This window comes from Xanthomonas sp. AC360 (genome assembly GCF_979258225.1).
Genome location: NZ_OZ409846.1, coordinates 1874647 through 1899451 on the forward strand (window position 1 = coordinate 1874647; position 24805 = coordinate 1899451).

Annotated in this window: 13 protein-coding genes, 1 tRNA gene and 2 other RNA genes; 9 read left to right on the forward strand and 7 right to left on the reverse strand. The window is 65.8% G+C overall.

The genetic code is table 11. The features are described 5' to 3' along the window. Nucleotides 1-361: 361 nt before the first annotated feature. Entirely contained in the window at nucleotides 362-1261 is a 900-nt protein-coding gene (ubiA, locus tag ACZZ0O_RS07995) for a 4-hydroxybenzoate octaprenyltransferase (protein ID WP_463590479.1), read from the reverse strand. A gap of 294 nt (nucleotides 1262-1555) precedes the next feature. Between ubiA and ACZZ0O_RS08000 the strand changes: the two genes are divergently transcribed. Further along, a tRNA-Arg gene (locus ACZZ0O_RS08000) sits at nucleotides 1556-1632 on the forward strand. 411 nt (nucleotides 1633-2043) lie between these two features. Here the strand turns inward: ACZZ0O_RS08000 and ACZZ0O_RS08005 are convergent. Further along, nucleotides 2044-2385 carry an HPF/RaiA family ribosome-associated protein gene (locus ACZZ0O_RS08005; protein WP_055853941.1) on the reverse strand — a complete coding sequence of 114 codons (342 nt, stop codon included), beginning with the start codon at nucleotides 2383-2385 and terminating at the stop codon, nucleotides 2044-2046. A gap of 351 nt (nucleotides 2386-2736) precedes the next feature. On the opposite strand from ACZZ0O_RS08005, the gene ACZZ0O_RS08010 reads away from it, so the two are divergent. Continuing rightward, nucleotides 2737-5160 (forward strand): DUF3772 domain-containing protein, encoded by a 2424-nt coding sequence (locus tag ACZZ0O_RS08010; protein WP_463590480.1) that lies wholly within the window; start codon nucleotides 2737-2739, stop codon nucleotides 5158-5160. A gap of 130 nt (nucleotides 5161-5290) precedes the next feature. Here the strand turns inward: ACZZ0O_RS08010 and ACZZ0O_RS08015 are convergent, their stop codons facing one another. Next, nucleotides 5291-7399, reverse strand: coding sequence for a phosphoglycerol transferase I (locus ACZZ0O_RS08015; RefSeq protein ID WP_463590481.1), 2109 nt, complete (start codon nucleotides 7397-7399; stop codon nucleotides 5291-5293). A 152-nt stretch (nucleotides 7400-7551) separates the two neighbouring features. After that, nucleotides 7552-7627, reverse strand: a non-coding RNA gene (locus tag ACZZ0O_RS08020) — sX9 sRNA. A 634-nt stretch (nucleotides 7628-8261) separates the two neighbouring features. Here ACZZ0O_RS08020 and ACZZ0O_RS08025 point away from each other — a divergent pair. Beyond that, nucleotides 8262-9182: an IS110 family RNA-guided transposase gene (locus ACZZ0O_RS08025; protein WP_463590158.1), complete on the forward strand. Its 921-nt coding sequence runs from the start codon at nucleotides 8262-8264 to the stop codon at nucleotides 9180-9182. Between the two features lie 323 nt (nucleotides 9183-9505). Here the strand turns inward: ACZZ0O_RS08025 and ACZZ0O_RS08030 are convergent, their stop codons facing one another. Further along, nucleotides 9506-11230, reverse strand: a complete 1725-nt coding sequence (locus ACZZ0O_RS08030) for an ABC1 kinase family protein (protein WP_311239545.1) — start codon at nucleotides 11228-11230, stop codon at nucleotides 9506-9508. Nucleotides 11231-11485: 255 nt separating this feature from the next. Between ACZZ0O_RS08030 and ACZZ0O_RS08035 the strand changes: the two genes are divergently transcribed. Continuing rightward, nucleotides 11486-12427, forward strand: a complete 942-nt coding sequence (locus ACZZ0O_RS08035) for a DUF808 domain-containing protein (protein ID WP_463590482.1) — start codon at nucleotides 11486-11488, stop codon at nucleotides 12425-12427. Nucleotides 12428-12441: 14 nt separating this feature from the next. Here the strand turns inward: ACZZ0O_RS08035 and ACZZ0O_RS08040 are convergent. Both ACZZ0O_RS08040 and ACZZ0O_RS08045 read right to left on the reverse strand, forming a co-directional pair. Further along, nucleotides 12442-12518, reverse strand: a non-coding RNA gene (locus ACZZ0O_RS08040) — sX9 sRNA. 60 nt (nucleotides 12519-12578) lie between these two features. Then, nucleotides 12579-14207 (reverse strand): GGDEF domain-containing protein, encoded by a 1629-nt coding sequence (locus ACZZ0O_RS08045; RefSeq protein WP_463590483.1) that lies wholly within the window; start codon nucleotides 14205-14207, stop codon nucleotides 12579-12581. A 485-nt stretch (nucleotides 14208-14692) separates the two neighbouring features. On the opposite strand from ACZZ0O_RS08045, the gene glgA reads away from it, so the two are divergent. Genes glgA through treY form a run of 5 tightly spaced genes read left to right on the forward strand, consistent with a single transcriptional unit; the run spans nucleotide 14693 to nucleotide 24795 of the window. Beyond that, complete coding sequence (gene glgA / locus ACZZ0O_RS08050) at nucleotides 14693-16276, forward strand: glycogen synthase GlgA (protein ID WP_463590484.1); 1584 nt, start codon at nucleotides 14693-14695, stop codon at nucleotides 16274-16276. Next, a complete protein-coding gene (locus ACZZ0O_RS08055; protein WP_463590485.1) occupies nucleotides 16273-18507 on the forward strand; it encodes a 1,4-alpha-glucan branching enzyme in 2235 nt (744 codons plus the stop codon). The genes glgA and ACZZ0O_RS08055 overlap by 4 nt, the downstream gene beginning before the upstream one ends. Before the next feature lie 2 nt (nucleotides 18508-18509). Next, complete coding sequence (gene treZ / locus ACZZ0O_RS08060; RefSeq protein ID WP_463590486.1) at nucleotides 18510-20267, forward strand: malto-oligosyltrehalose trehalohydrolase; 1758 nt, start codon at nucleotides 18510-18512, stop codon at nucleotides 20265-20267. Beyond that, a complete protein-coding gene (locus tag ACZZ0O_RS08065) occupies nucleotides 20264-22195 on the forward strand; it encodes a 4-alpha-glucanotransferase (protein ID WP_463590487.1) in 1932 nt (643 codons plus the stop codon). The genes treZ and ACZZ0O_RS08065 overlap by 4 nt, the downstream gene beginning before the upstream one ends. Then, a complete protein-coding gene (gene treY / locus ACZZ0O_RS08070; protein ID WP_463590488.1) occupies nucleotides 22192-24795 on the forward strand; it encodes a malto-oligosyltrehalose synthase in 2604 nt (867 codons plus the stop codon). The genes ACZZ0O_RS08065 and treY overlap by 4 nt, the downstream gene beginning before the upstream one ends. Nucleotides 24796-24805: the final 10 nt, after the last annotated feature.

Consider the following 24805-nt stretch of genomic DNA (forward strand, 5'->3'; position numbering starts at 1 on the left):
TGTTGCATCGGCCCGTACCCTCACCCCAACCCCTCTCCCGCAGGAGAGGGGCTTGTCGCCTGCGGATTGGCTCTTAGCACTCTGGGCCTTATCTGCAGAGGTCGGTGCGGGTTCTATCAGCGCGGTTGTGGAAAGAGATCGCCTGCTCGGAAAGCCTGGCGCACAGCCTTTAGCGTCTCCCGAACCCCGCACCCCGCACCCCGCACCCCGCACCCCAAACCCCAAACCCCAAACCCCAAACCCCAAACCCCAAACCCCAAAGCCCAAAGCCCAAAGCCCAAAGCCCAAAGCCCACAACCCACAGTCCGAATCACGAACCCCAAACTACGAATCCCCAATCCCCAATCCCCAATCCCCGCTCCTAACGCACCGCCACCGCGATCCCGACAAAGATCGCCAGACCTACCCAGTTGTTATGCAGGAAGGCGCGAAAGCAGGGGCCGCGTTCGCGGTGGCGGGCGATGCGGAATTCGTAGAGCACCAGCGCCGCCGCCACGCCCAGGCCCGCCCAGTAGGCTGCATCCAGGCCGGCGCGCAGTCCGACGGCTGCCAGGGTCGCAAACATCGCCGCATAGAGCGCGCCTTGCGCCAGCAGGTCGTACTTGCCGAACAAGATGGCGGTGGACTTGCTGCCCATACGGATGTCGTCGTCGCGGTCGACCATGGCGTACCAGGTGTCGTACGCGGTCGCCCACAGGATATTGGCCGCATACAACAGCCAGCCCAGCAACGGCACGCTGCCTTGTACCGCCGCAAAGCCCATCGGGATGCCCCAGCCGAACGCCATGCCCAGATAGACCTGCGGCAGGTGGGTGTGGCGCTTCAGATAGGGGTAACTCGCGGCCAGGAACACGCCGGGCACGCTCAGTGCCACGGTCAGCCAGTTGAGGCTGAGCACCAATGCGAACGCCACCAGCATCAGCACCACGAATACCCACAGCGCTTCGCGCCCGGACACCGCGCCGGTGGCGAGCGGGCGCGACTTGGTGCGCTCTACATGCGGGTCCAGCCAGCGGTCGGCGTAGTCGTTGATCACGCAGCCGGCCGAGCGGGTCAGCCAGACCCCGGCGGTGAACACAAACAGCGTCCATAACGGTGGCATGCCGTCGGCGGCCAGCCACAGTGCCCACCAGGTGGGCCAGAGCAGCAGCAAGCTGCCGATCGGGCGGTCGCCACGCACCAGTTTCCAGTATTGCCCCAGCCGCTCGGACCACGTCAGCGCGGGCGCTGCGGGTACCTGTTCGAAACCATGTTTGCTCATGCTGCAAAGGGTAGCAGCGCGCCCTGGATGCGGCCATCTGGGTGCGGCCATGCACGTGCCGGCTGCAAGAACTCCGCTCAACACGGGGACATGCATTTGCGGTCGGAACTGGGGCGAAGCACCATGTGAGTGAGGCTTGGTGGCTGCGTCGGGTGTCGGCTGCTCCGGCAAGCGCGCGCTCCGCGTGCGGGAGTCTGCGGAACACATTGGACAGCTCCCGCCAGGCGGCCTGCGGACGCCTGCCGCCCAAGGCATCACGCGGGTGGCACGGGTTCTGGCATAATGCGCGGCCAGGCGCTCGTAGCTCAGCCGGATAGAGTAGTGGCTTCCGAAGCCATTGGTCGGGGGTTCGAATCCCTCCGGGCGCACCAGATCGCATCGTTCGGCCCGCTGCAGTGGCATTCCATTGCAGCGGGCCGAAGTCGTTTCTGGGGTCAGGTCTTACAGTTTCTAAGCGCCTTTGCGCTGCAACTGACTCTGCATGTCGCCAGCGCTGGTGTCGTCGAAGTCCGTGATGTTCTGTGCCGGCAGCGCTAATGCACCGCTGTGAAGCCGGACGTTTACGTCGCAGCGTCAGTGTGGGCCGATGTCATCGTGTGTGAGCGCTGACGGCCTTCGCTTAGTGCGCCGGTGAGCGCCATGCGAGGCGTCCGTTGCGGACTGCGCTCAAGCCTGCGGCGAATCGCTTCCACGCCATGTGTTGAAGAACGTGGTGCGCCGAACAGGCCTCGACGCTGGACTCACTCAAAGGCAGGGCGCGTACGCCCTGCCTTTGAAGCGAATCAGAGGCTGTCCGGTGCCGGTGCGGTGGCCCTGGCGTGCTGCTTGCCGCGCGCGTGTTCGATGGCGGTGCGCAACTTGCGGGCCGCGCCGGTGACGGCGGAGGCGGTGGTTTCGGCGCTATTGGTGGCAGCGATCGGCGGCAAGCCGGCGACGTGCGCTTCGATACTGCAGGTTCGATCCGCTGCGCCGCCGCGTTGGCCGTTCTCGTCGCGCAAATGCACTTCGACGCGGGTGATGTCGTTGGCGAAATGCGCCAGCTGGGCGGTGCAGGTCTTCTCGACATGCTGCACGACGGACGGGTCATGCGGCACGTGCTTGTCGGTCTGGATCTGAATCTGCATGGAGTTCTCCTTCGCGGTCATCCGCTGCGTCTGCCGCAGCGGTGACCTGATTCTGCGACAGCGCACTGTTGCCGCGAGGTGACAAGCCGCACAACGTTCATGCGCAGGTTTGGATGCGGGGATGCCACGTCACATGCGGCTGCTGGCGTGATAGCTGCCTTTGCTGACGAGCCTCCCATTGCGTCTTGCCATTGCACATTGGCGAGCTCTGCCAGCCTGAACCCGGGTGGCAGTGGCGATCGGCTGCGCTGTAGGCAGTGGCTTAAGATGCCGGCACCGCGGTAGTCCGCGCCTGTCCGATGCCTGCCTGTGTCCGAATTCCGAGTTGTACGAAGTGCTCCGTGGGGTGTGGTGCGGCGTCTGCTGTTGCTGGCCGTGCTGTGGACGGTCTGCGTGGGCGCGGCGGCGGCGCAGGACGAGGACAAGCAGCTGGAGAGTACGAAGACCCAGCTGGACAGCATGCAGCAGGTGGTGACCAAGGCCGACGCGGGCATGGACAAGGCCGATACCGAGCAGCTCGTCAAGCTGACCGATGACGTCACCGGCACCCAGCGGAAGGCGCAGGAGCTGGTACGCACGTTGGAGCAGCCGCTCAAAGATCTCAACGCACGGTTGGAGGGGCTCGGCATCGCGCCGCCAAACGAGCCGGCCGATCTGGCCAAACAGCGCAAAGCGTTGATCAAAGAGCGCGATCAGTTAAATGCCGAGTTCATCCAGGCCACGCTACTGGTCTCCAACGCCAAGGATCTGGCCGATCGGCTCGAACGCGAGCGGGTGCAGCGCTTCAGCGTCAAGCTCTCCACGCGGGTCGCCTCGCCGCTGTCGCCTGCGTTGTGGGGCCAGATCGCACAGCAATGGCCCGACGATCGTGGCCGCCTGCAGGCGCTGTCCGGCAAGGCGGTGCAGGTGGTGCAGGCGGGAACCGCAGCCAACGGCGTGGGTGGGTTGATCACCGGGGCCTTGGTCGCGTTGTTTCTGGCACTCCCGCTGCGTATTTTCCTGCGCCACCTGGGGCGCCGTTACGCGGCCTCGCGTGCGCCGGGCGGACGCCTGCGGCGCTCCGGGCTGGCGCTGTGGTTCCTCTTGGTCGGCACCCTGAGCCTGGGAGTGGCGGCGTTCGTGCTGGCAGAAAGCATTCGCGGGTTGAGCGAGCTGCCAGAGGATTTCGATCAGTGGCTGACCGGGTTTGTCGCCATCAGCGTGGTGGCAGCCTTCGTCGGTTCGCTCAGTGCCAGCCTGCTGATGAAACACCAGCCCAGCTGGCGCCTGTTTCCGCTGGACGATGCCACTGTCGATCGCCTGCGCCTGCATTGTCTTGCCACTGCGGCAGTGATCTGGTTCAGCGGTATGGCGATGAAGACCAACGAGGTAGCCGGCAGCAGCGGCGCGCTGCTCACCGCCACCGACGCGCTGGCCGCCTTGCTGTACGCCGGCTTGATCCTGTCGGCATTGGCTGGCTTGAGCCTGTCGTTGCGTGCGCATGCGGCCAATGCAGGCGTGGCCGATCCCGACAGCGATGCGCCGCCGCCGGTGGTGTCGCGCGGTGGCGGTTTCATCGTGCTGATCCGCCTGTTGGGCCACCTGGCGGTGATCTTCGCGTTAATCGCGGCCTTGTTCGGCTATCTCAATCTGGCCTTGTTCGTAGAGCGGCAGATCATCTGGATCACCCTGGTGTGCAGCCTGCTCGGCTTGCTGGTGATTTTTGCCGACGATCTGATGACCTGGTTGTTCAAGCCGGATGGGCGCTTCAGCCGCGCGCTGTCGCACGCGCTCAGCATCGGGAGCGGACGCCTGGTACAGCTGGGCTTGCTGATCTCGGCGGCGGCGCGGGTGTTGCTGGTGCTGTTGGGCATTGCGGTGCTGTTGACGCCGTATGGCGCCAACATCAACGTGGTCACCGACTGGGCGGAGAACATCGCGCACGGTATCCCCATCGGCAAGGAACTGGTGATCACTCCCGGCGATGTGTTCCGGGCGCTGTGCGTGTTCCTGCTTGGCATGGGACTGGTGCAAGTGGTGCAGCAGTGGCTGCTCAATACCTATTTGCCCAAGACCGAACTCGATGACGGGGCGCGCAACTCGATCAGCACGGTGGCGCGCTATCTGGGCTGGTTGATCGTGGTGGTGTGGGGTCTGACCGCATTGGGCCTGGATCTGAAGCGGCTGGCGCTGGTGTTGAGCGCATTGTCGGTGGGTATCGGTTTCGGTTTGCAGGCGATCACGCAGAACTTCGTGTCGGGGTTGATCCTGTTGGCCGAGCGGCCGGTGAAAATCGGCGATTGGGTGCGTATCGGCGACCAGGAGGGCGATGTGCGCAAGATTAGTGTGCGTGCGACCGAAATCCAGGTCGGCGATCGCTCCACCCTGATCGTGCCGAATTCGGAATTGATCACCAAAAGCGTGCGCAACATGACCCTGTCCAATCCGATGGGGCGGGTGCAATTGCAGTTCTCGGTACCGCTGGAAGCCGAAGTGGCGAAGGTGCGCGACATGCTGCTGGAACTGTTCGCCGAGCATGCCAAGGTGCTGGCCGAGCCGGCGCCGTCGGTGTTCATCGACTCGCTGGCCGGCGGCCATGTCAACTTCAATTCGTTCGCCTACGTGCGCAGCCCGCGCGATTCGTATGGCGTGCGCAGCGAGCTGTTCTTTGCGTTGTTGCAGCGGATGGAGACGGTGGGGATTGCGCTGCAGTCGCCGCAGGAAATCCGCTTCAGTCGTGCCGGGGTGGCGGTGGCACGCGACGATGGCGAGGACGCGTCGTCAGCGCCGCAGTGATGCGGCGTGTGCGACCCGCCTAACGTGCGTGACGTAGACGTGCGCCGGCATGTGTTGGACATCGCCGGTAACGCTGCATCGCGCGCCAGCGCGCTCCTGCGAGGCGGATGCGTTTGGCAGCAATGCTGCTTTACGAACGGTCGGCCACCGGGGTGTCCTTGACCAGTGCCAGATCGTCGACGCTGACATCTTCGGTGTAGTCGAGCCAGGCGCGAATTTCCAAGTCTTCCACCGCATGCTCCAGGCCCACCGGCATGCGGATACGTCCGGCGGCATCGGGCACCACCCATTGCTGGGCCAGTACCACCTTGCGTTCGGACGACACCGCTTCCACCCAGAACGCGCGGGTAGGGCGACGCTTGGCGTAGAGCTCGAGCATGTAGCTGCCGGCAGCGGTCTTGCGCGCCGACTGGGTAAGCATGATCGGCTGGCGCACGCGCGGGCGCGGGCCTTGCTGGGTGGCACCCAGGGGCGCATCGACGGCGATGCCGCGGGTCAGGTCCGGGTCGCGGTAGAGCTTCATGTTTTGCTGGCGATCGACGACCAGCGCGCACCAGTCGCCGTCGGCCGAGCCGTCCTCGAATGCGGTGCAGCGGTCCACGTAGGCCAGCGTGCCCTTGCTGTGGGTGCGGTCGAACTGGCGCGAGGTGTTTTCCAGATACACCGTTTTCAGATGGGTGTCTTCGTCGTATTCGAGCAGCACCGGCGGGCGCACCTGTTGCACGCCCACCACCACATCGCCATTGCCGTTGACGCGCAGCATGCGGGTGCTTTGCCCGGTCCACAGCGTGCGCGCAAAGGCGAGATAGCGCGGGTAATCCTTGCCACTGTCGCGGCTGGCGGCGACGCTGGCGCTGGGCGGTGCATCGCTGGCAAGCAGGGAGCGTCCGAAGCCCAGCGTGCGCATGCCTGGCTCAAGCAATTGCAGTAGCGTGGCACCGGAATCGAGCGTGCTGCCTGCGCGCGTGAGCACCTGTTGCGGCGCGATGCCCTTGCCGAGAAACAACAGCAGGTTTTCGCGTTTCTGATGGGCCAACACATCGCTCAGATCGTTCGGCATGGCCAGATGATCGGACGCGATCACGATGATGGTGTTGTTGCCGTAGCGGCTGTTGCGGATGCGCGCCACCAGCTCGCCGATCAGGCGGTCGCTGCACTTGATCGCATGCAACAGACCGATGTCGCCCAGCGCGCTGTCGTAGCGCTGGCCCTTGCACGCCAGCGGCAGGTGGCCGGCCGGGTGATGGGTGTCCATGGTCAGCGTGGTCAGCATGAACGGTTGGCCGGCGCGTGACAGGGTCTGGAAGCTGTCCCAGGCATCGTCCAGCAACACGTCGTCATGCACGCCCCATGCGGAAAAGTGCTTGGGCGCCACGCCTTTATCGCGGAAATGCTGCACGTCATCCACCACGTCGAAGCCATGGCTGGCCAGGAAACGGCCCTTGCCGGCAAAGCTGGCATCGGCACCGCCCACGTAGTGATTGCGGTAGCCCTGATCCTTGAGATAGTCGCCCAGGCAGCGCGCTTCGGGCAGGAACATGCCCATGCGATCCATGCTGTTTTCATCGCCCGGTGCGGTGGTCAGCGGCACGCCGCACATCGAGGCCACCATGCCGGCGATGGTCCACCCGCTGCCTTCGGTGGAGCTGAGGTTGCGCACGTCCACCGCTTCGGTGGCCAGCGCGCGCAGGTTGGGCATCAGGCCCGGAAACACCGACTCATCGAAGTAGGTGCGCTCCAGGCTCTCGCCGTAGATCCAGACGATGTTCTTGCGCTTTTGCAGCGGTTGCTGCGGCACCTGATATTCCGGCACCACCGTGGCGTAATCGACCGGGCGCAACTGGTAGTACAGCCGTTTGCCATCGCGATACAGCGGGCTCACCACGATGCTGACCAACAACATGACCACGAACGATCCGAACACCACACCGCCGCCGCGCGGGCGGCGGAAACGGCGCACCTTGACCAGGATGAGCGGGCTTAATGACAGCAGCAGCATGCCGATAAAAACGGCGATGTAGCCGGAAAAGTCGCTGACGCCGGCGCCGTCCATGTCTGCGCGCAGGTGATACAGCGTGGCCGCATTGACGCCGTCGCCGCTGAGCCGGTCGATCAAGCCCCAGGCGCTGAGCAGCAGCAGCAGCAGCGACAGCAGGCCGGCCTTGAGCCAGGCCAGACGCGGCGAGGCGACCAACAGCCACAGCAATAGCAACAACGAGAACAACAACATCCAATGCATGCGCAACGTCCGTGGGGGAATGATGCGAGCGCGTACCGGACGCCTTGCTCGCCATGTCCTGTGCGCCACCTGCAATGTGACACCCGGATGACGGACTATGCCGCGCTGAAGCTGACTGAAATGTTTGTTGCATTTGGATGTAGGTTTAGAGCAGCAAGCAACACGTAGCGAGCAGTCGTTAGTTGGGTGTGGACGGCACGGAGGAGCCGGAGTGTAAGGGTGGTAAATGCGCCACCGAGCGCCGGCTGCGCCCGCCTGGCGGTGAGTACAGTGATTTTGTTAGTTGCCCTTAATGCGTTGTTCGATGCGGATGTGTCGATCCGCATGGAGTGTTGTTTGGGTGTGCTGTGGGGGCGGTGCGTGCGGTGTTGATTCAAGGCAGTCGCACTGGGTGCTGGCAAGGTAATTTGGCAATGCGCTGTGCGTGACGCATCTGTTGTGCGTGGTCACGAATGGCGGTGGATGATCGAGATCGGCCGATTACGTCGGGTTCGGTCTCCACTGATCGATGCAATCGGTCATATCGTTAGCGGGAGCGTTTGCGTCTGTTTGCGTCAGCGCGTCGTTGAGGGCGATGCGGGGTTTGCGTCACGCCGTCGAGGCTTGATGCGTGGGCTCGATGAGCGGCGTTGCCCCGTACCCTCACCCCAACCCCTTAGTTCTTGGGGATCTGCCAGATTAGGTGTCGAGAGCCGGCGTGGTCGACCGATAACCCATGGGTCTGAGCGACCGCGGGAGAGCGAGGTCGCCCCGCCGGAATCTCCTTGCAAACGCCCGAACAGTTGCTCGAGTAGGCGCTCGTAATGCTAAGGCTGGGCCGCACAGGAGAACTCTCGACCCTTCGAGCATAGCGGAGTTGTCCATGAGCGAGAGTGTCGGAATCGATGTCAGCAAGCGGTGGCTGGATGTGCAGGTGCACGGCCAACGCGACGGGCGGCGGTTTGCCAACAGCGTGTCGGGCCTGCAGCAGATGTGCACCTGGCTGGGGCCGGCGCACCTGCATCAAGTGGTGGTGGAGGCGACCGGCGGCTATGAGCAGCTGGCGTTGGAGAGCTTGTATGCGGCTGGGATGCCGGTGGCGCGTGTCAATTCTCGGCAGGCACGGGACTTTGCCAAGGCCACCGGTCAGCTGGCAAAGACGGATCGACTGGATGCACGCGTGCTGGCGCAGATGGCCGCGCTGTTGCCGCTGACGCGCTACCAGCCGGTAGAAGGCTGGCGCGCGCAGCTGCGCGCCTACCAGCAGCGCCGCACGCAGGTGGTGGCGATGGTGCAGCAGGAACGGCAGCGCCAGTCCCACCTGACCGACGCTTGGCTGTGCAGCCAGGCGCAGAGCAGCCTGCGGCACTTGCAGCAGCAGCTTGCCGAGCTGGACAAGCGTATTGCGCAGCAAGTGGGCGCGCGCGCCGAGCTGGCGGTGCTGAGCCAGGTCAAAGGCGTCGGCCCGGTGCTGTTGGCGAGCCTGGCGGCGCAGCTACCGGAACTGGGCAAACTCACCGGCAAGGCGATCGCCAAGCTGGTCGGGGTGGCGCCGCTTGCCCGAGATAGTGGCACGATGCGCGGCGCCCGCTGCATCTGGGGCGGGCGGGCTTGCGTGCGCCAGGTGCTGTACATGGCGACCCTGACGGCAGTGCGTTTCAACGAATCACTGCGCGCGTTTTACCAGCGGCTACGCGCGCAAGGCAAAGCGAGCAAGGTGGCGCTGGTGGCGGCCATGCGCAAACTGCTGGTGATCCTCAACGCAAAGCTACGAGATCAATTAGCGGCTGGCGCCGCCAGTTGATCAAGACAGTTGCTCTCCCGGTGGGAGAGGGGCTTTAGAGTCTGGAGGTCTTTGTTGGTGCGTGCACGACATCCACGAGTGCATGCGGCTGTTGGCGTCGATGATCCGGGCTAGGCACGATCGATCGGCGTAATCGCCAATATCGTCAGTCACCAACATCGCCTATAACAGCGCTGCGTCTGTCTGTGTTCGTGCTGACCAGTCTGCATTCAAGCATTGCAACTAACTTGCAGCAGCTGGCCTTCTCGTCGGCCCCTATCTGTGCCCGCGCTCTTCGCGCGCGTACGCGGCGGTCGAATGGGAGCGCGCTGACTCGGCGGCCGCTATCTGTGCCCACGCTCTTCGCGTGCACGTACGCGGCGGTCGAATAGCAGTGCGCTGAGCACGATGCCAAGGCCCAGCACGACGCCGAGCAGAAACAGCACCATCGCAATGGCTGGATAGCCCCACAGTTTCAGGCCGGTTTCGATGCGCATCATCTGCGCCGAGGCCATGATCAGCGCAGCGGTGACGATGCCGGCTGCAACGCGGTTGGCAATCTTCTGCAGGCTTTCCATCAGATGCGATTCTTCCAGCCCGGTGACACGCATCTGCAGGCGGTTTTCCGCGGCCAGCGACAGGATCTCGGACATGCGGCGCGGGCCTTCGCGCACCAGATGCTGCAGTTCCATCGCTTCGCTGGCCAGGTTGGCGGCGGACAGCGATTTTTTCAGTCGCGCGCGCATCACATGCTGCAGGTGGCGTTCGACGATGCGGCGCGTGTCAAGGTTGGGCGACAACGCGCGGCACACGCCTTCCAGATTCAACAGGGTCTTGCCGAGCAGGCTCAGTTCCGGTGGCGTGCGCAGGCCGTTCGCGGTGGCGATACGTACCAGATCCAGTACCACGCGGCCTTCAGAGGTGGTGTCGTGCGCGGCATAGCGCGCGATCATCTGCCCGGTTTCGCGCTGGTAGCGGTCTTCGTCGTAATCCTCCAGGCGCGTACTGAGCGCGATGGTCTCTTCGGCCACTTCTTCGCCGCGCCCGTCGACGGCGGCAAACAGCAGCTTGAGCAGACGCTCGCGCAGGCGCGGCGGTACATGCGCCACCATGCCCAGGTCGAAGATGGCCAGCCGACCGTCCTGCAGCACACGCAGGTTGCCCGGATGCGGGTCGGCATGGATTTCGCCATGCACGAACATCTGATCCAGATACCCCTTGACCAGCTCCGCCGCCAGGTTATCCATCGGCTGTTCGGTGCGACGCAGGCCGGAGATCTTGTCCACGCGCACGCCTTCGGCCAGCTGCATGGTCAGCACCTTGCGGCTGCTCAGGTCCCAGATCGGTTGCGGTATCCACAACAACGGAAACGGCTTGAGATGTTTGCCGAAGCGCACCAGGGTTTCGGCTTCGTCTTCGTAATTGAGCTCGGCGCGCAGGGTCTTGCCAAATTCGCCCAGCCAGTCGGCAAAGCGCACGCGGCGGCCGATGCCGGTGAGCCGGTCGGCGGCGGTGGCAAAACTCTTGAGGACATCCAGGTCCGAGCGCACTTGCGCGGCGACTTCAGGTTTTTGCACCTTGATCGCCACCGGTGTGCCATCGCGCAATGCGGCCCGATGCACCTGCGCCAGCGACGCACAGCCCAGAGGCACCGGGTCGAAAAACGAGAACGCCTTGTTGACCGACACGCCGAGTTCTTCTTCGATGATCTGGCGGATGCGTTCCACCGGCACCGAGCTGGTGTTTTCCTGCATGCGCTCCAGCGCGGTGGCGAACTCTGGCGGCACGATGTCCGGGCGCGTGGACAACATCTGACCGAGTTTGACGAAGGTGGGGCCTAGCGATTCCAGGTCGGAGACGAACTGATCGGGCGTGCCTTCCGCCGGCACCTCGTACTCGTTGATGGCGGCCGGATCCAGATTCATGCCGGCAAACACACCCGACCCGCGGTACCGCAGCAACAAGCGCAGGATCTGCGTACGCCGGCTCATGCCGCCCACCACGGCCTGATCGGCCGGGTGCGTTGCCGGAGCCGGTGTGCGGTGCGGGTCATTCGAACTCAAGGCCATCTCCGGGGCGTCATGCGAGCGGCGAGTGTGGCCAGCGCGGGGTCGTCAGCCGGTGAATCCGGGTGCGCCGTAACAGCGTTGCGAGCGCTGCCGCTGCCTGTGCTAGCGCTTGTCCGGCCTGGGTCTGGCAGTGCCGGCAACCGCCCGGCAACGGCGCGCAACGACCGCACAATGGCCTGCCATCACCCCATGCGGGCGCAGGATCGGCGAGAATTCACGCCTACTCACGCACGACCACCCTCGAAGGACCTCCGCATGGCCGGTGCCAGCCTGTTTACCCTGCTCGACGACATCGCCACCCTGCTGGACGACGTTTCCATCCTGACCAAGGTTGCGGCCAAGAAAACCGCCGGCGTGCTGGGCGACGATCTGGCACTCAACGCGCAGCAGGTCACCGGCGTCAGCGCCGATCGCGAGTTGCCGGTGGTCTGGGCAGTCGCCAAGGGGTCGCTGGTCAACAAGGTGATCCTGGTGCCGGCGGCGTTGGCGATCAGCGCGCTGGAAGCCTGGCTGCGCGGGCGCGGCTACAACGTGCCGTTGGTGATGCCGCTGATGATGATCGGCGGCGCCTACCTGTGCTTCGAAGGCGTGGAGAAGCTGGCGCACAAGTTCCTGCACGACGCGGACGAAGAAGCGCAGCGGCATGCCGAGCGCACCCGCGCGCTGGCCGACGAACAGGTCGATGTGGTGGCGCTGGAGAAGGACAAGGTCAAGGGCGCGATCCGCACCGACTTCATCCTGTCGGCGGAGATCATCGTGCTGTCGCTGGGCGTGGTGGCCGCTGTGTCGTTCGGCCAGCAGGTGGCGGTGCTGGTGGCGATCGCACTGGCGATGACCATCGGCGTGTACGGCCTGGTCGCGGCGATCGTGAAGCTGGACGATCTGGGCCTGTACCTGACCCAGAAGGGCGCGTCGCTGGCGGCGCTCGGCCGCGGCATTCTGGTGGCCGCGCCATGGCTGATGAAGTTCCTGTCGGTAGCCGGCACGCTGGCGATGTTTCTGGTCGGCGGCGGCATCCTGGTCCACAACATCCCCGCGCTGCATCACCTCGTCATGGATCTGGCCAAGTCGGCCGGCGGCCTGGGCTGGCTGGTCGAAGCGCTGGGCAACATGGTGGTCGGCGTGGTCGCCGGTGCGGTGGTGCTGGGAGCCGTGATGTTGTTCCAGAAGCTGCGCGGGAATAAGGCCGCGCACTGATCTTGTCTTGGAGCGGCTACCAGAACGTAGTGAGCACTCGTCAGGTGGGTGCGGACGGTGCGGAGGAACACGGAGCGGACTAGTGGATCATGCCGCACCGAGCACTCACTGCATCCGCCTGGCAGTGAGCACAGTCGTTTTGTTAGCTGCCCTAATCTGCGCTGATCACCCGATTCTTGCCCGCGGCTTTGGCGTCGTACATGGCGCGGTCGGCGCGGCGCACCAGCTCGTCCTGGGTTTCGTCGGTATGGCGCAGCGCTACGCCTGCGCTGAAGCTGATGAAGATGCGCACGTCTTCGTGCAGCAAGGAGCGCTGCGCCATGGCACGTTGCAGGCGGATGACCGCCGCGCTGGCCTCGAAGATGGTCGAGTCCGGCAGCAGCAGCACGAATTCTTCGCCGCCGAAGCGGGCAATGGCATCGGTGGTACGCAATACCGCCTTGGCCACCTCGACGGTGTGGCGTAGCGCGGCGTCGCCGCCGGCGTGGCCGTGGGCTTCGTTGAGGCGGCGGAAGTCGTCCAGGTCCAGCATCGCCACGCACAGCGGCTGGCCGCTGCGTTGGGTGCGCACCGCTTCGCGCTGGAACAGTTCTTCGAAGCCGCGCCGGTTGAGCGCGCCGGTCAGCTGGTCTTCGCGCACCAGTCCGGCGACTGCGTTGAGTTCCTGTTCGAGCGAGGCGATGCGTTGTTCTGCGTCTTCGACTTGGCGGCGTGCGGACAGCAGTTCGTCGCGCGCGGCCAGCGCCTGGGCCTGGACCCCGGCGGTGTCCTGCAGCACGTCCTGCAGCAGGCGGTTGAGGTCGGGAATACTGCGAGCGTCGCCGATCGCCTGCGAATAGCCGGCAACGCGGTCGTGGTACTCGCCGGTGCTGGTGGCCATGCCGTCGAGCCGGTCGACGAAGGACACCATCATTTCGCGCATGGCGCTCTTGGAATCGGCAATGCCCTGCTTGAGCAGGCCCTGCTTGTAGATCACCTCGCGCAGGGTGCCGCGCGCCTGTTCGATCGATTCCACGTCCAGCGGGCCGGCCAGCAGCTGCCGCACCACCGAGATCTGGCCCTGTAACCAGCTGCGATCGTCGAGGAGTTCGCCGACGTTCTCCAACAATAGGTCGAACAAGCCGAGCAACAGGTTCTGTTGTTCGCTGGCATCCTCGGCGCGCAGGCCGATTTGATGGCTCAGTTCGCGCAGTCGCTGCTCTAGCGTGATCAGCTCGTGCCCGGGGCGCCAATGGCGCAGGGCCGATGCCAGGGTCTGGGCTTCTTCGGCCAGCTCGGGGCTGCGTTGCAGCAGTGTGGCCAGGGCGTTGCCCAGCGCGTGCCGCAGCAGGTCGCGTAACTGTTCGGCTTCGGTGCGGCCTTCGGCGATGGAGTCGCCGATATCGATGGTGCGGATGTATTTGTCGATCAGCTGGCGCAGCGTGCGGCCGTAGCCTGGCCAGTCGCCGGCCGCATAGGCCGCGCTCAGGCGTACGCCCATGTCGCCGAGTTCACCATGCAGGCTGGCGATGCCTTCGGCGAACGCCAGCAGCAGTGCCTCGGGATGCGCGGCATGCGAAAACAGACGAACGAGCATCGCCGTGGCGGCCGCCGGATCGTGCGCGCCGGACTTGGTCTTGGCGGGAACCAGCTGATGTGCCGCAAGCCCCGGCGCGGCATGCGCGCTGCCGCGCACGCTCGGCAGCGCAGCGACCGGGCGCGCGGTGTCCGTGCCGCCCCAAGGCAACAGACGGCGCAGCCCGCCACGCGGGCGGCTTGGAAGGTCAGGCTGGTCGGTCATGCCAGGTCTCGAAAGGTCGACGTGCTATCGCTGGTTATCGGCGCGTATGCGAGCCGCTTGAGCAGACCGGACCGTACGGCGCAGTCCGCAGCATGCATCCAATCGCGACGCCGCGATGCGATGCATGACGCGAACGTGGGCATGAACAAGTTACACAGATGACGACGACCACAGCTGCACTCTCCCGCATTCGGTGCATCTCAGTGCCTATGCACCGATGCGGGGATGTCATCGCACTGCAATGCATCGCTTATGCCCGCAGACCTGCGCAACTGTGCGTAAAGGAATGTGGGCTGTCGCAGAAAAGTCAGCACATGTTCACGCATATTTTATTTGTACGGGGTGTAGATTCATCACCAAGGACAACGTGGAGTACGCGCGTGGTCCCTGCTCCTCATTCGTAGCATGTCGTCTGGCCACATCGGCAGACGATGGTTTTCGCTTCGCCGTTTTCCGTCTCCACCCACTTTACGACGGACGTTTAGATGGTTGCCACGATGCCGCTTCACGCCAGCACTGCACGCTTAGAGCGCAGCACGATGATCCCCACGCTGAAGAAGAGCGGGCGGCCGCGTGATGCACGCGGGCGTTTCATTCGCCATCACGAGCGATTGCCGGTGTCGCTGGCCGATACGCGCGGTGCGTTGTTCGTGGTGTCGGAGATGGCCGACTTCATCAAGGCTGGCGGTCTGGGCGATGTCGCGGCAGCGCTGCCGCGCGCGCTGCGCCATCGCTATGACGTGCGTGTGCTGATCCCCGGCTACCGCGCGGTGCTCGAGCGTGCCGGCAAGGTGGAGATTGTGGGCCGCGTGTTGGCGCATGCCTCGCTGCCGGCCTGCGACATCGGTCGCATCGTGCAGTCCGATGGCCTGCCGATCTACATCCTGTTGTCCAAGGAACTGTTCGAACGCGATGGCTCGCCGTATGTGAGCACCAGCGGTTCGGAGTTCGAAGACAACGCGATCCGCTTCGCCACCTTGTCGCATGCCGCCGCGCAGATTGCCGCCGGTCATGCCGGCCTGGGCTGGAAGCCGCGCCTGCTGCATCTCAACGACTGGCCGTGCGCGCTGGCGGCCGGCTACGTGCGTTGGTCCGGCGGCACCACCCCGTGCCTGTTGACCATCCACAACCTGGCCTACCAGGGCCTGGTGCCGTATTCGATGGCGTCGGCACTGGGCATCCCGGCCGAGCGGGTGGCCGAGCTGGAGTTCTACGGGCAGATGTCGTTCCTGCGTGGCGGTATCGTCAATGCCGACCACGTCAACACCGTCAGCATCAGCTATGCCAAGCAGATCACCGGCCCGGCGCAAGGCTGCGGACTGGACCGGCTGCTGGCCGGCCGCGCCGCCAAGGGCGCGCTGACCGGCATCGTCAACGGCATCGACGCCAGCTGGGACCCGCGCACCGACGTCCACCTGGATTCGCACTTCAGCGTGAACCAGTGGCAGGGCCGGCAGGCCAACGCCGCCCAGGTGCGCAAGGCTTTTGGGCTACGCGACAGCACCGGGCCGTTGTTTGCGGTGGTGTCGCGGCTGGTGCATCAGAAGGGCCTGGACCTGATCTGCGAGGTTGCCCCGCAGATCGTGGCGGCCGGTGGCCAGATCGCCGTGATCGGCGGTGGCGAGCCGGAGATCGAACAACAGGTGGCCGAGTTGACCCGCCGGTATCCCGGCCAGGTCGGTGCCTTCATCGGCTTCGAGGAAGGCCTGGCGCGGCGCATGTTCGCCGGTGCGGACTTCCTGCTGATGCCGTCGCGCTTCGAGCCTTGCGGCCTGAGCCAGATGTACGCGCAGCGCTTCGGCTGCCTGCCGATCGCACACGCCACCGGTGGGCTGATCGATACCGTGGACGATGGCGTAACCGGTTTCCTGTTCCAGCACGCCAGCGTGGAGGCCTTGCGCCGCTGCCTGGAACGCGCGTTCCGCACCTTCCGGCTGCCCAGCCTGCTGTCGGCGATGCGCCGCGCGGCCATGCTGCGGCCCAGCGGCTGGGATGTGGCCGGCAAGAAATATCTGTCCCTCTACGAACGCACCGCCGCAACCGCACCTGCGCTTGCGACGGTGTCATGAGCGAACGGTTGGGCGTGCAAGGGCAGGGAACGGAAGGCGAGGCTGTGACCACGGAAGGAGTGTCTGATAGCGCGCTTGCCTTGCAGGCGCTGGCCGACGGAGCGCCCACCGACGCGTTCGCGGTGCTGGGCCCGCATCTGCAGGCCGATGGCCGCCGCCGCGTTCGGGTGCTGGCACCTGGCGCCGAGGCGATGGGCCTGATCGATCCACGCGGCAAGTTGCTGGCGCGCATGCAGGCCGGCGCGGTCGATGGCGTGTTCGAAGGCGAGCTGGCGGTCGATGGACCGTATCGGCTGCGCATCGTCTGGCCGGACGTGGTGCAGGAGATCGAAGACCCGTACGCGTTTGCCCCCACCCTGGACGAGTCGCTGCTGCTGCAGATCGCCGCCGGCGATGGGCAGGCGTTGCGCAGCACGCTGGGCGCACAGCATCTGCGCTGCGAGGATGTGCCGGGCGTACGCTTTGCGGTCTGGGCGCCACACGCGCAGCGCGTGGCGGTGGTGGGCGACTTCAATGGCTGGGAGGCGCGGCGGCATCCCATGCGTCAGCGTCTGGGCGGCTTCTGGGAGCTGTTCCTGCCGCGTGTGGAAGCCGGCGCCCGCTACAAATACGTGATCACCGCCGCCGACGGCCGTGTGCTGCTCAAGGCCGACCCGGTCGCGCGCCAGAGCGAGCTGCCGCCGGCCACCGCTTCGGTGGTGCCCGGTGGCGCCGCGTTTGCGTGGACCGATGCCGAGTGGATGGACAAGCGTGCGGTGCAGGCATTGCCGGCGCCGATGTCCATCTACGAGGTACATGCCGCTTCGTGGCGCCGCGATGGCCACAACCAGCCGCTGGACTGGCCCAGTCTGGCCAAGCAACTGATCCCGTATGTGCAGGAGCTGGGCTTCACCCATCTCGAGTTGCTGCCGATCACCGAGCACCCGTTCGGTGGCTCGTGGGGTTACCAGCCGCTGGGCCTGTATGCGCCGACTGCCCGTCACGGTAGCCCGGATGGCTTTGCGCAGTTCGTCGATGCCTGCCACCGTGCCGGCATCGGCGTGATCCTGGATTGGGTCAGCGCGCACTTCCCCGATGATGCGCACGGCCTGGCGCAGTTCGATGGCGCCGCGCTGTACGAGCATGCCGACCCGCGCGAAGGCATGCATCGCGACTGGAATACGCTGATCTACAACTACGGCCGCCCGGAAGTGACCGCCTACCTGTTGGGCAGCGCGCTGGAGTGGATTGACCATTACCACCTCGACGGCCTGCGCGTGGATGCGGTGGCCTCGATGCTGTACCGCGATTACGGCCGTGCCGAAGGCGAGTGGGTACCCAACGCGCACGGCGGCCGCGAGAATCTGGAGGCGGTGGCGTTCTTGCGCCAGCTCAACCGAGAGATTGCCGCGCGCCATCCGGGTGTGCTTACCATCGCCGAAGAATCCACCGCCTGGCCCGGCGTGACCGCGCCGATCAGCGACGGCGGGCTGGGCTTTACGCACAAGTGGAACATGGGTTGGATGCACGACACGCTGAGCTATATGCAGCGCGATCCTGCCGAGCGCGCGCAACACCACAGCCAGCTCACCTTCGGCCTGGTGTACGCGTTCTCCGAACGCTTCGTGTTGCCGCTGTCGCACGACGAAGTGGTGCATCGCACCGGCGGCCTGCTTGGGCAGATGCCGGGCGACGACTGGCGCCGCTTCGCCAACCTGCGCGCGTATCTGGCGCTGATGTGGGCGCATCCGGGCGACAAACTGGTGTTCATGGGCGCCGAATTCGGCCAGTGGAGCGATTGGAATCACGACCAGTCGCTGGACTGGCATCTGCTCGACGGCGCGCCGCATCGCGGCGTGCAGCAACTGGTGGGCGATCTCAACGCCACCTTGCGCCGCGTGCCGGCGCTGTATCGCAGCACGCATCGCGCCGATGGCTTCGACTGGAGCGTGGCCGACGACGCACGCAATAGCGTATTGGCCTTCATTCGTCATGACCCCGAAGGCGGTGCGCCGCCGTTGCTGGCGGTGAGCAACCTCACCCCGCAACCGCAACACGACTACCGCGTGGGAGTGCCGCGCGCCGGCATCTGGCGCGAAATCCTCAATACTGACAGTGCCCGTTACGGCGGCAGCAACCTCGGCAACAGCAGTCGTCTTGCGACCGAGCCGATGGGCATGCATGGGCATACGCAACGTCTGCGCCTGACTCTGCCGCCGCTGGCCACGATCTACCTGCAAGCGGAGAAATAACAATGAACCAGCGCAACGACATCATCCCGGCCTGGGGCGCATGGCCAGCGGGTGAGGGACAGGTGCGCTTCGCGCTCTGGGCACCGGATGCCAGCCGCGTGGAAGTGGTGTTCGACGACGGCACGCGCAGCGCGCTGCAGGCCGGGCAGGACGGGTTCTTCACCGCCACCCTGGCCTGCGCGGCAACTGCGCGCTATCGCTACAGCGTCGATGGCGGCGAGCCGGTGCCGGATCCAGCCTCGCGCTGGCAGCCTGATGGCGTGCACGGCCCGAGCGCCGTGCAGCCCACCGACGGCTACCGCTGGAGCAACACGCAGTGGCAGGGCCGTCCGTGGGACGAAGCGGTGATCTATGAGCTGCACGTGGGCACCTGCGGCGGCTATGCCGGCGTGCAGGCGCAGTTGCCGCAGCTGGCCGCGATGGGCATCACCGCCATCGAGCTGATGCCGTTGAGCGCCTTCCCCGGTGCGCACAATTGGGGCTACGACGGCGTGCTGCCGTATGCACCGGCCGACGCCTATGGCACGCCCGACGCACTTAAGGCGTTGATCGATGCTGCGCACGGCCACGGCCTGATGGTGTTGCTGGACGTGGTCTACAACCACTTCGGCCCGGACGGCAATTACCTGCACAGCTATGCCGGCCCGTTCTTCAATGCAGACAAGCCCACTCCGTGGGGCGCGGCGATCGACTTCCACAAGCCGCCGGTGCAGCGCTATTTTCTCGATAACGCATTGATGTGGTTGCACGAATACCGCTTCGACGGCTTGCGCCTGGATGCGGTGCACGCGATCACGCCCAATGCATTTCTGGACACCTTGCGCGAGACCGTGGAGAGCAGCCTGCCGTCTGGCCGCCACGTGCATCTGGTGCTGGAAAACGAGGCCAACCAGGCCTCGCAATTGCAACGCGGCTACACCGCGCAGTGGGACGACGATTTCCACAACGCCTTGCATGTGTTGCTGACCGGGGAGGCCGAAGGCTATTACGCCGCCTTCGCCGACAAGCCCACCGAGCATCTGGCGCGCGTGCTCAGCGAAGGCTTTGCGTATCAGGGCGAGCCGGACCCGCGTGGACACGTGCGTGGCGAGCCCAGTGGTGCGTTGCCGCCGTACAAGTTTGTGGTGTTTGCGCAGAATCACGACCAGATCGGCAACCGTGCGCGTGGCGAGCGGCTGACCGTGCTGGTCGCGCAACCGCGCTTGCGCGCAGCGTTGGCGTTGACCGCATTGACGCCGATGATTCCGCTGTTTTTCATGGGCGAGCCCTGGGGTGCGACGCAGCCGTTCCTGTTCTTCACCGACTTCGGTCCGCCGCTGGATGAGGCGGTGCGCGAAGGGCGACGTCGCGAGTTCGCGCACTTTGCCGCCTTCGCGGATGAAGCGCAGCGCGCCACCATTCCCGACCCCAACAGCCATTCCACCTTCGCCGCCTCGCGCTCGCCGATCGGCGATGCGGCGCACGGCGACGGCGCGCAGTGGGCAGCGTGGTTCACTGCGCTGCTCGCCGTGCGTCGACAGTGGTTGGTGCCCGGTCTTGCCGACGCGCGTGCGGTAAGCGCCAGCGTGCTGGCCGATGGCGCGCTCACCGCCACCTGGGAGCTGCCGGGCGGGCTGTGGCATATCGCTTTCAACGTCGGCAGCGCGGCCGTGCCGTTGCCACCACTGCGCGGGCGCGTGGCGTTTGCCGAAAACGTGGATATCTCCGCGCAGCAGTTGCCGGTCGACAGTTTCATTGCCTGGCATGAGGACCGCACATGAGCACGAACACCTTGCACACCCTGGCCGCCGCGGCCGGGGTGATGGTGGAGTGGGTGGACGCCAGCGACCAACCGCGACAGGTGTCCGAGCAATCGGTGCAGGCGGTATTGACCGCTCTCGAATTGCCATCGGCCACTGCCGCACAACGCGAAGACAGCCTGCGCCGCTGCAAGGCGCAGGCAGATGAGCCGGCCGCGCTGCTCACCGTGCAGGTGGGCGCGCCATTGCCGTTGCGCGTTGCCGCCAATGCGAGTGGCCGCTGGACCGATGACAGCGGCAGCAGCGAAGAAGCACGTGCGGATGCGCAGGGGCAATTGCTTGCACCGCAGCGTTTTGGTTATTGGACGCTACAGATCGGTGCGCTGACCCAGCAGGTGGCAGTCGCGCCGCAACGCTGTTTCAGCGTGGCCGATGCCTGCGGCCAGCCGTCGCCGCGTGCCTGGGGCATGGCGCTGCAGGTGTATTCGGCCTGCAGCCTCGATGATGGTGGCATCGGCGATGCAGCCGGCGCTGTCGATTGGCTGCGGCACGCGGCGCTGGCTGGGGCCGATGCGCTGGCACTGAGCCCTGTGCATGCCTCGCGCCCGATCACCGGTGGTTACAGCCCGTATTCGCCGAGTGACCGACGCTTTTTCGATCCCTTGCATGCCGCACCGGTCCGCGTGTTGGGCGAACTGGCGCTGGAGGCGATCGACGAGATCGCAGGCCTGCGCCAGCGCTTCGACACGCTGCACACCAATGCATTGATCGACTGGCCCGCCTCGGCGCAGGCCAAGTGGGAGTTGTTGCGCCATCTGCATGCGCGCGTGGCGCCGGATCATGCCGATCTGCTCGCCTTCCGCACTGCGGGCGGCGCAGCGCTGGACGGGTTTGCATGCTTCGCCGCGCAGGATTATGGCGACAACGATCCGCAGCTGCATGTGTTCACCCAATGGCTGGCAGCGCGCAGTTGGTCCGATGCGCAGCGCGAAGCGCACGAGCGCGGCATGAAGATCGGCCTGATCGCCGATCTGGCGGTGGGCTTCGACCCCAACGGTGCCGAAGCCGCTGCCGCCGCAGAGACGGTGTTGCGTGGCCTGGTGCTGGGCGCGCCGCCGGATGCCTTCAATGCCGATGGCCAGCATTGGGGCATCGGTGCGTATTCGCCCACCGCATTACGACGCAGCGGGTTTGCGCCGTACATCGCGCTGCTACGCGCGGTGCTGCGCGATCGCGGCGGGATCCGCATCGATCACATTCTTGGCCTGCTGCGGCTGTGGGTGGTGCCCGAGGGTGCCGGCTCCAACGAAGGCGCCTATCTGGCATACCCGCTGCACGATCTGCTCAATCTGCTGGCGCTGGAATCGTGGCGTCACCGCGCCATTGTGATCGGCGAAGATCTGGGCGTGGTGCCGCCGGGCATCCGCGAAGAACTCTCGCGCCGCGGCGTGATGGGCATCGATGTGCTGATGTTCACCCGCGACGAAGATGGTGCATTCATTGCGCCCGGCTTGTGGCGCCCGGATGCAGTAGCCACCACCACCACGCACGATCTGCCCACGCTCACCGGCTGGCGCGCTGGCCGCGATATCGACTGGCGACGCAAGCTCGCGCTGATCAAGCCTGAGCAAGCCAGCGACGACGCAAACCACCGCACCAAGGATGTCGCGCGACTGGATGCGGCGGTGGAGCACGTCGGCCTGTCCAGCGACGATGCGCTGCTGGGCGCGCTGCGGTTTACCGCCAGCAGCGTGTCGCCGCTGGCCTTGCTGCCGGCCGAAGACGCACTGGCGCTGGACGAACAACCCAATCTGCCGGGCACCGTCGAAGTCCATCCCAACTGGCGTCGACGCCTGCCCGATCCCTTGCCGCATGCGCGCCTGACCACGGCGCTGCAGGGCTTTGCCGAGGCGCGTCGCGTCGCGGCCGTTTCGGAACCACAGTCATGATCGATCTTCGCGCCACAGCCCGCCTGCAGCTGCATGCCGGCTTCACCCTGCACGATGCGCTTGCGCAGGTGCCGTACTACGCCGGCCTTGGCATCAGCCATCTGTACCTGTCGCCGATCGGCACTGCGGTGCCGGGCTCCACGCACGGCTACGACAATATCGACCCGTCCGTGGTCAATCCGGAACTCGGTGGCGAAGCGGCATTGATCGCATTGTCGCAGGCCGCGCGCGAACACGGCATGGGTCTGATCGCCGACATCGTGCCCAACCACATGGCCACCCACGCGCAGAACGCCTGGTGGTGGGATGTGTTGCGCAACGGCCGCAGCGCCAAGCATGCCGACTGGTTCGATATCGACTGGCGTGCGCCGGGTCGTGATGGAAAGTTGTGGCTGGCAGTGCTGGACCGCCCGTACGCCACCGCGCTGGCCGACGGCTTGATCACGCTGGTGATCCAGGACGACGGCAGTGCCGCACTGGCGCATTACGACCAGCGTTATCCGATTCGTCCGCAGACGCTGGAGATCCCGGAACCATCCGCACGAGCGCAGTGGCTGCGCGACTACAACGACGGTGCCAAGCGTGGCGATGGCCGCCTGCACAAGGTGATCGAACGCCAGCCGTATCGATTGAACTGGTGGCGCGTGGGCAACGACATGCTCAATTACCGCCGGTTCTTCGACATCACCTCGCTGGTGGCGTTGCGGGTAGAGCTGCCGGCGGTGTTCGATGCGGTGCATGCGCTGCCGCTGCGGCTGGTGGCCGAAGGGCACCTGGACGGCCTGCGCATCGACCATGTGGACGGGCTCACCGACCCCACTGGTTACGTGCGCAAGCTGCGCAGCCGGCTGGATGCGGCCGGGCGCACGCGCGGGCTCAAGCCCGGCACGCTGGGCCTGTATCTGGAAAAGATCCTCGCCCCCGGCGAGCATCTGCCGGCCGACTGGCCCTGCGATGGCACCACCGGTTACGACTTCATGGACCAGGTCGGCGGCGTGTTGCACGACGCGGCCGGCTTCAAGCCGTTGGCGCGTGCCTGGCAACGCGTGAGCGGACGCAGTGGCGACTTCGCGCAGGAAGAACGCGCGGCCCGCGATGAAATCCTGCGTGGCCCGCTGCAGACCGAATTCAATCGCGCCGTGGGTGCGTTGTCGGCGCTGGCACGCCTGGACCCGCCAACACGCGAGTTCAGCCCGCAGATGCTGGCACGCGGTCTGTGTGTGCTGCTGCGCTGGTTCCCGGTGTATCGCACCTATGCCGGTGCCAAGGGCATCACCGGCAATGAGGCAGAGCGGCTGCGCAGCACCGCTGCGCGTGCCCGCGATGGCATGCCGGAGTCGATCGTTGCAGCGGTCGACGCCATCGAGCGCTGGCTGCTGGACGATGCCGGTGCCGACCGCGCGCAGATCGCCTTGCGGCGCATCCTGCGCCGCCGCGTGGAGCAGCTGTCCGCACCGCTCAATGCCAAGTCGGTGGAAGACACCGCGTTTTACCGGCACGGCGTGCTGTTGTCGCGCAACGAGGTCGGCAGCCATCCGACCCACTTCGCCAACGAGGCCGGCGAGTTCCACGTGCAGAATCAGCAGCGCGCCAAGCACTACCCGCGCGCGTTGCTGGCCACTGCCACGCACGATCATAAGCGCGGCGAAGATCTGCGCATGCGGCTGGCGGTGCTGTCCGAGCAGCCGAAGTGGTGGGTCGAGCAGAGCGCCCAGTTCGATGCCCTGGCCCAGACGCTGGAATCGCCGGCGCTGGCCGGTGGCGATCAGCAAATGCTGTGGCAGACGCTGGTGGCGGCCTGGCCCATCGGGCTGGGCGCCGATCAAGCCGAGCCGCTCGCCGCCCACGCCGAGCGCGTGGCGCAGTGGCTGCTCAAGGCGGTCCGCGAAGCCAAGCTGCATACCAGCTGGACCGATGGCTCTGCCGAGTACGAACAGGCCGTGCAGGCCACCGTGGAGCAGGTGCTGAGCAGCCGTGCCGGGTTGCCGCTGCGCCGCGCGCTGCTACGTGCCAGTAACCACATCGCCGCGGCCGGTGCGCGTAATTCGCTGGTGCAAACCACCTTGCGCCTGACCGTGCCCGGTGTGCCGGACCTGTATCAGGGCACCGAAGGCTGGGATCTTTCGCTGGTGGACCCGGACAACCGCCGTCCGGTGGATTACACGCAGCGGCAGCAGTGGCTGCAGCAGGCGCGCGATTTCAACACCTTGCTGCGCAGCTGGCGCGATGGCGCAGTCAAGGCGCGTCTCACCACTGTGCTGCTGCAGCTGCGCAGCGAACATCCGGCGCTGTTTGCGAAGGGCGACTACCAGCCATTGAACGTCGCGGCCAGCGGTGCTGCGCAGGTGCTGGCGTTCCGTCGTCAGTACCGGGGCCAGTCGTTGGTGGTTGCGGTCACCCGGCTGGGCGCCGGTGCGCACAGCGAAGGCGATCTGCCGTTGCTGGTGCCGCCGGCCAGTTGGGGTCAGGCGTCGTTGGCATTGCCGGAAGCCACATACCGTAATGTGCTCGACGGCAGCACGCTGCAGCCGCAGCGCGGCCGCGTGGCGCTATCCACGGTGTTTGCACGTGCGCCGGTGGCAGTGTTGTTGACTCCGTAATCGACCTTGA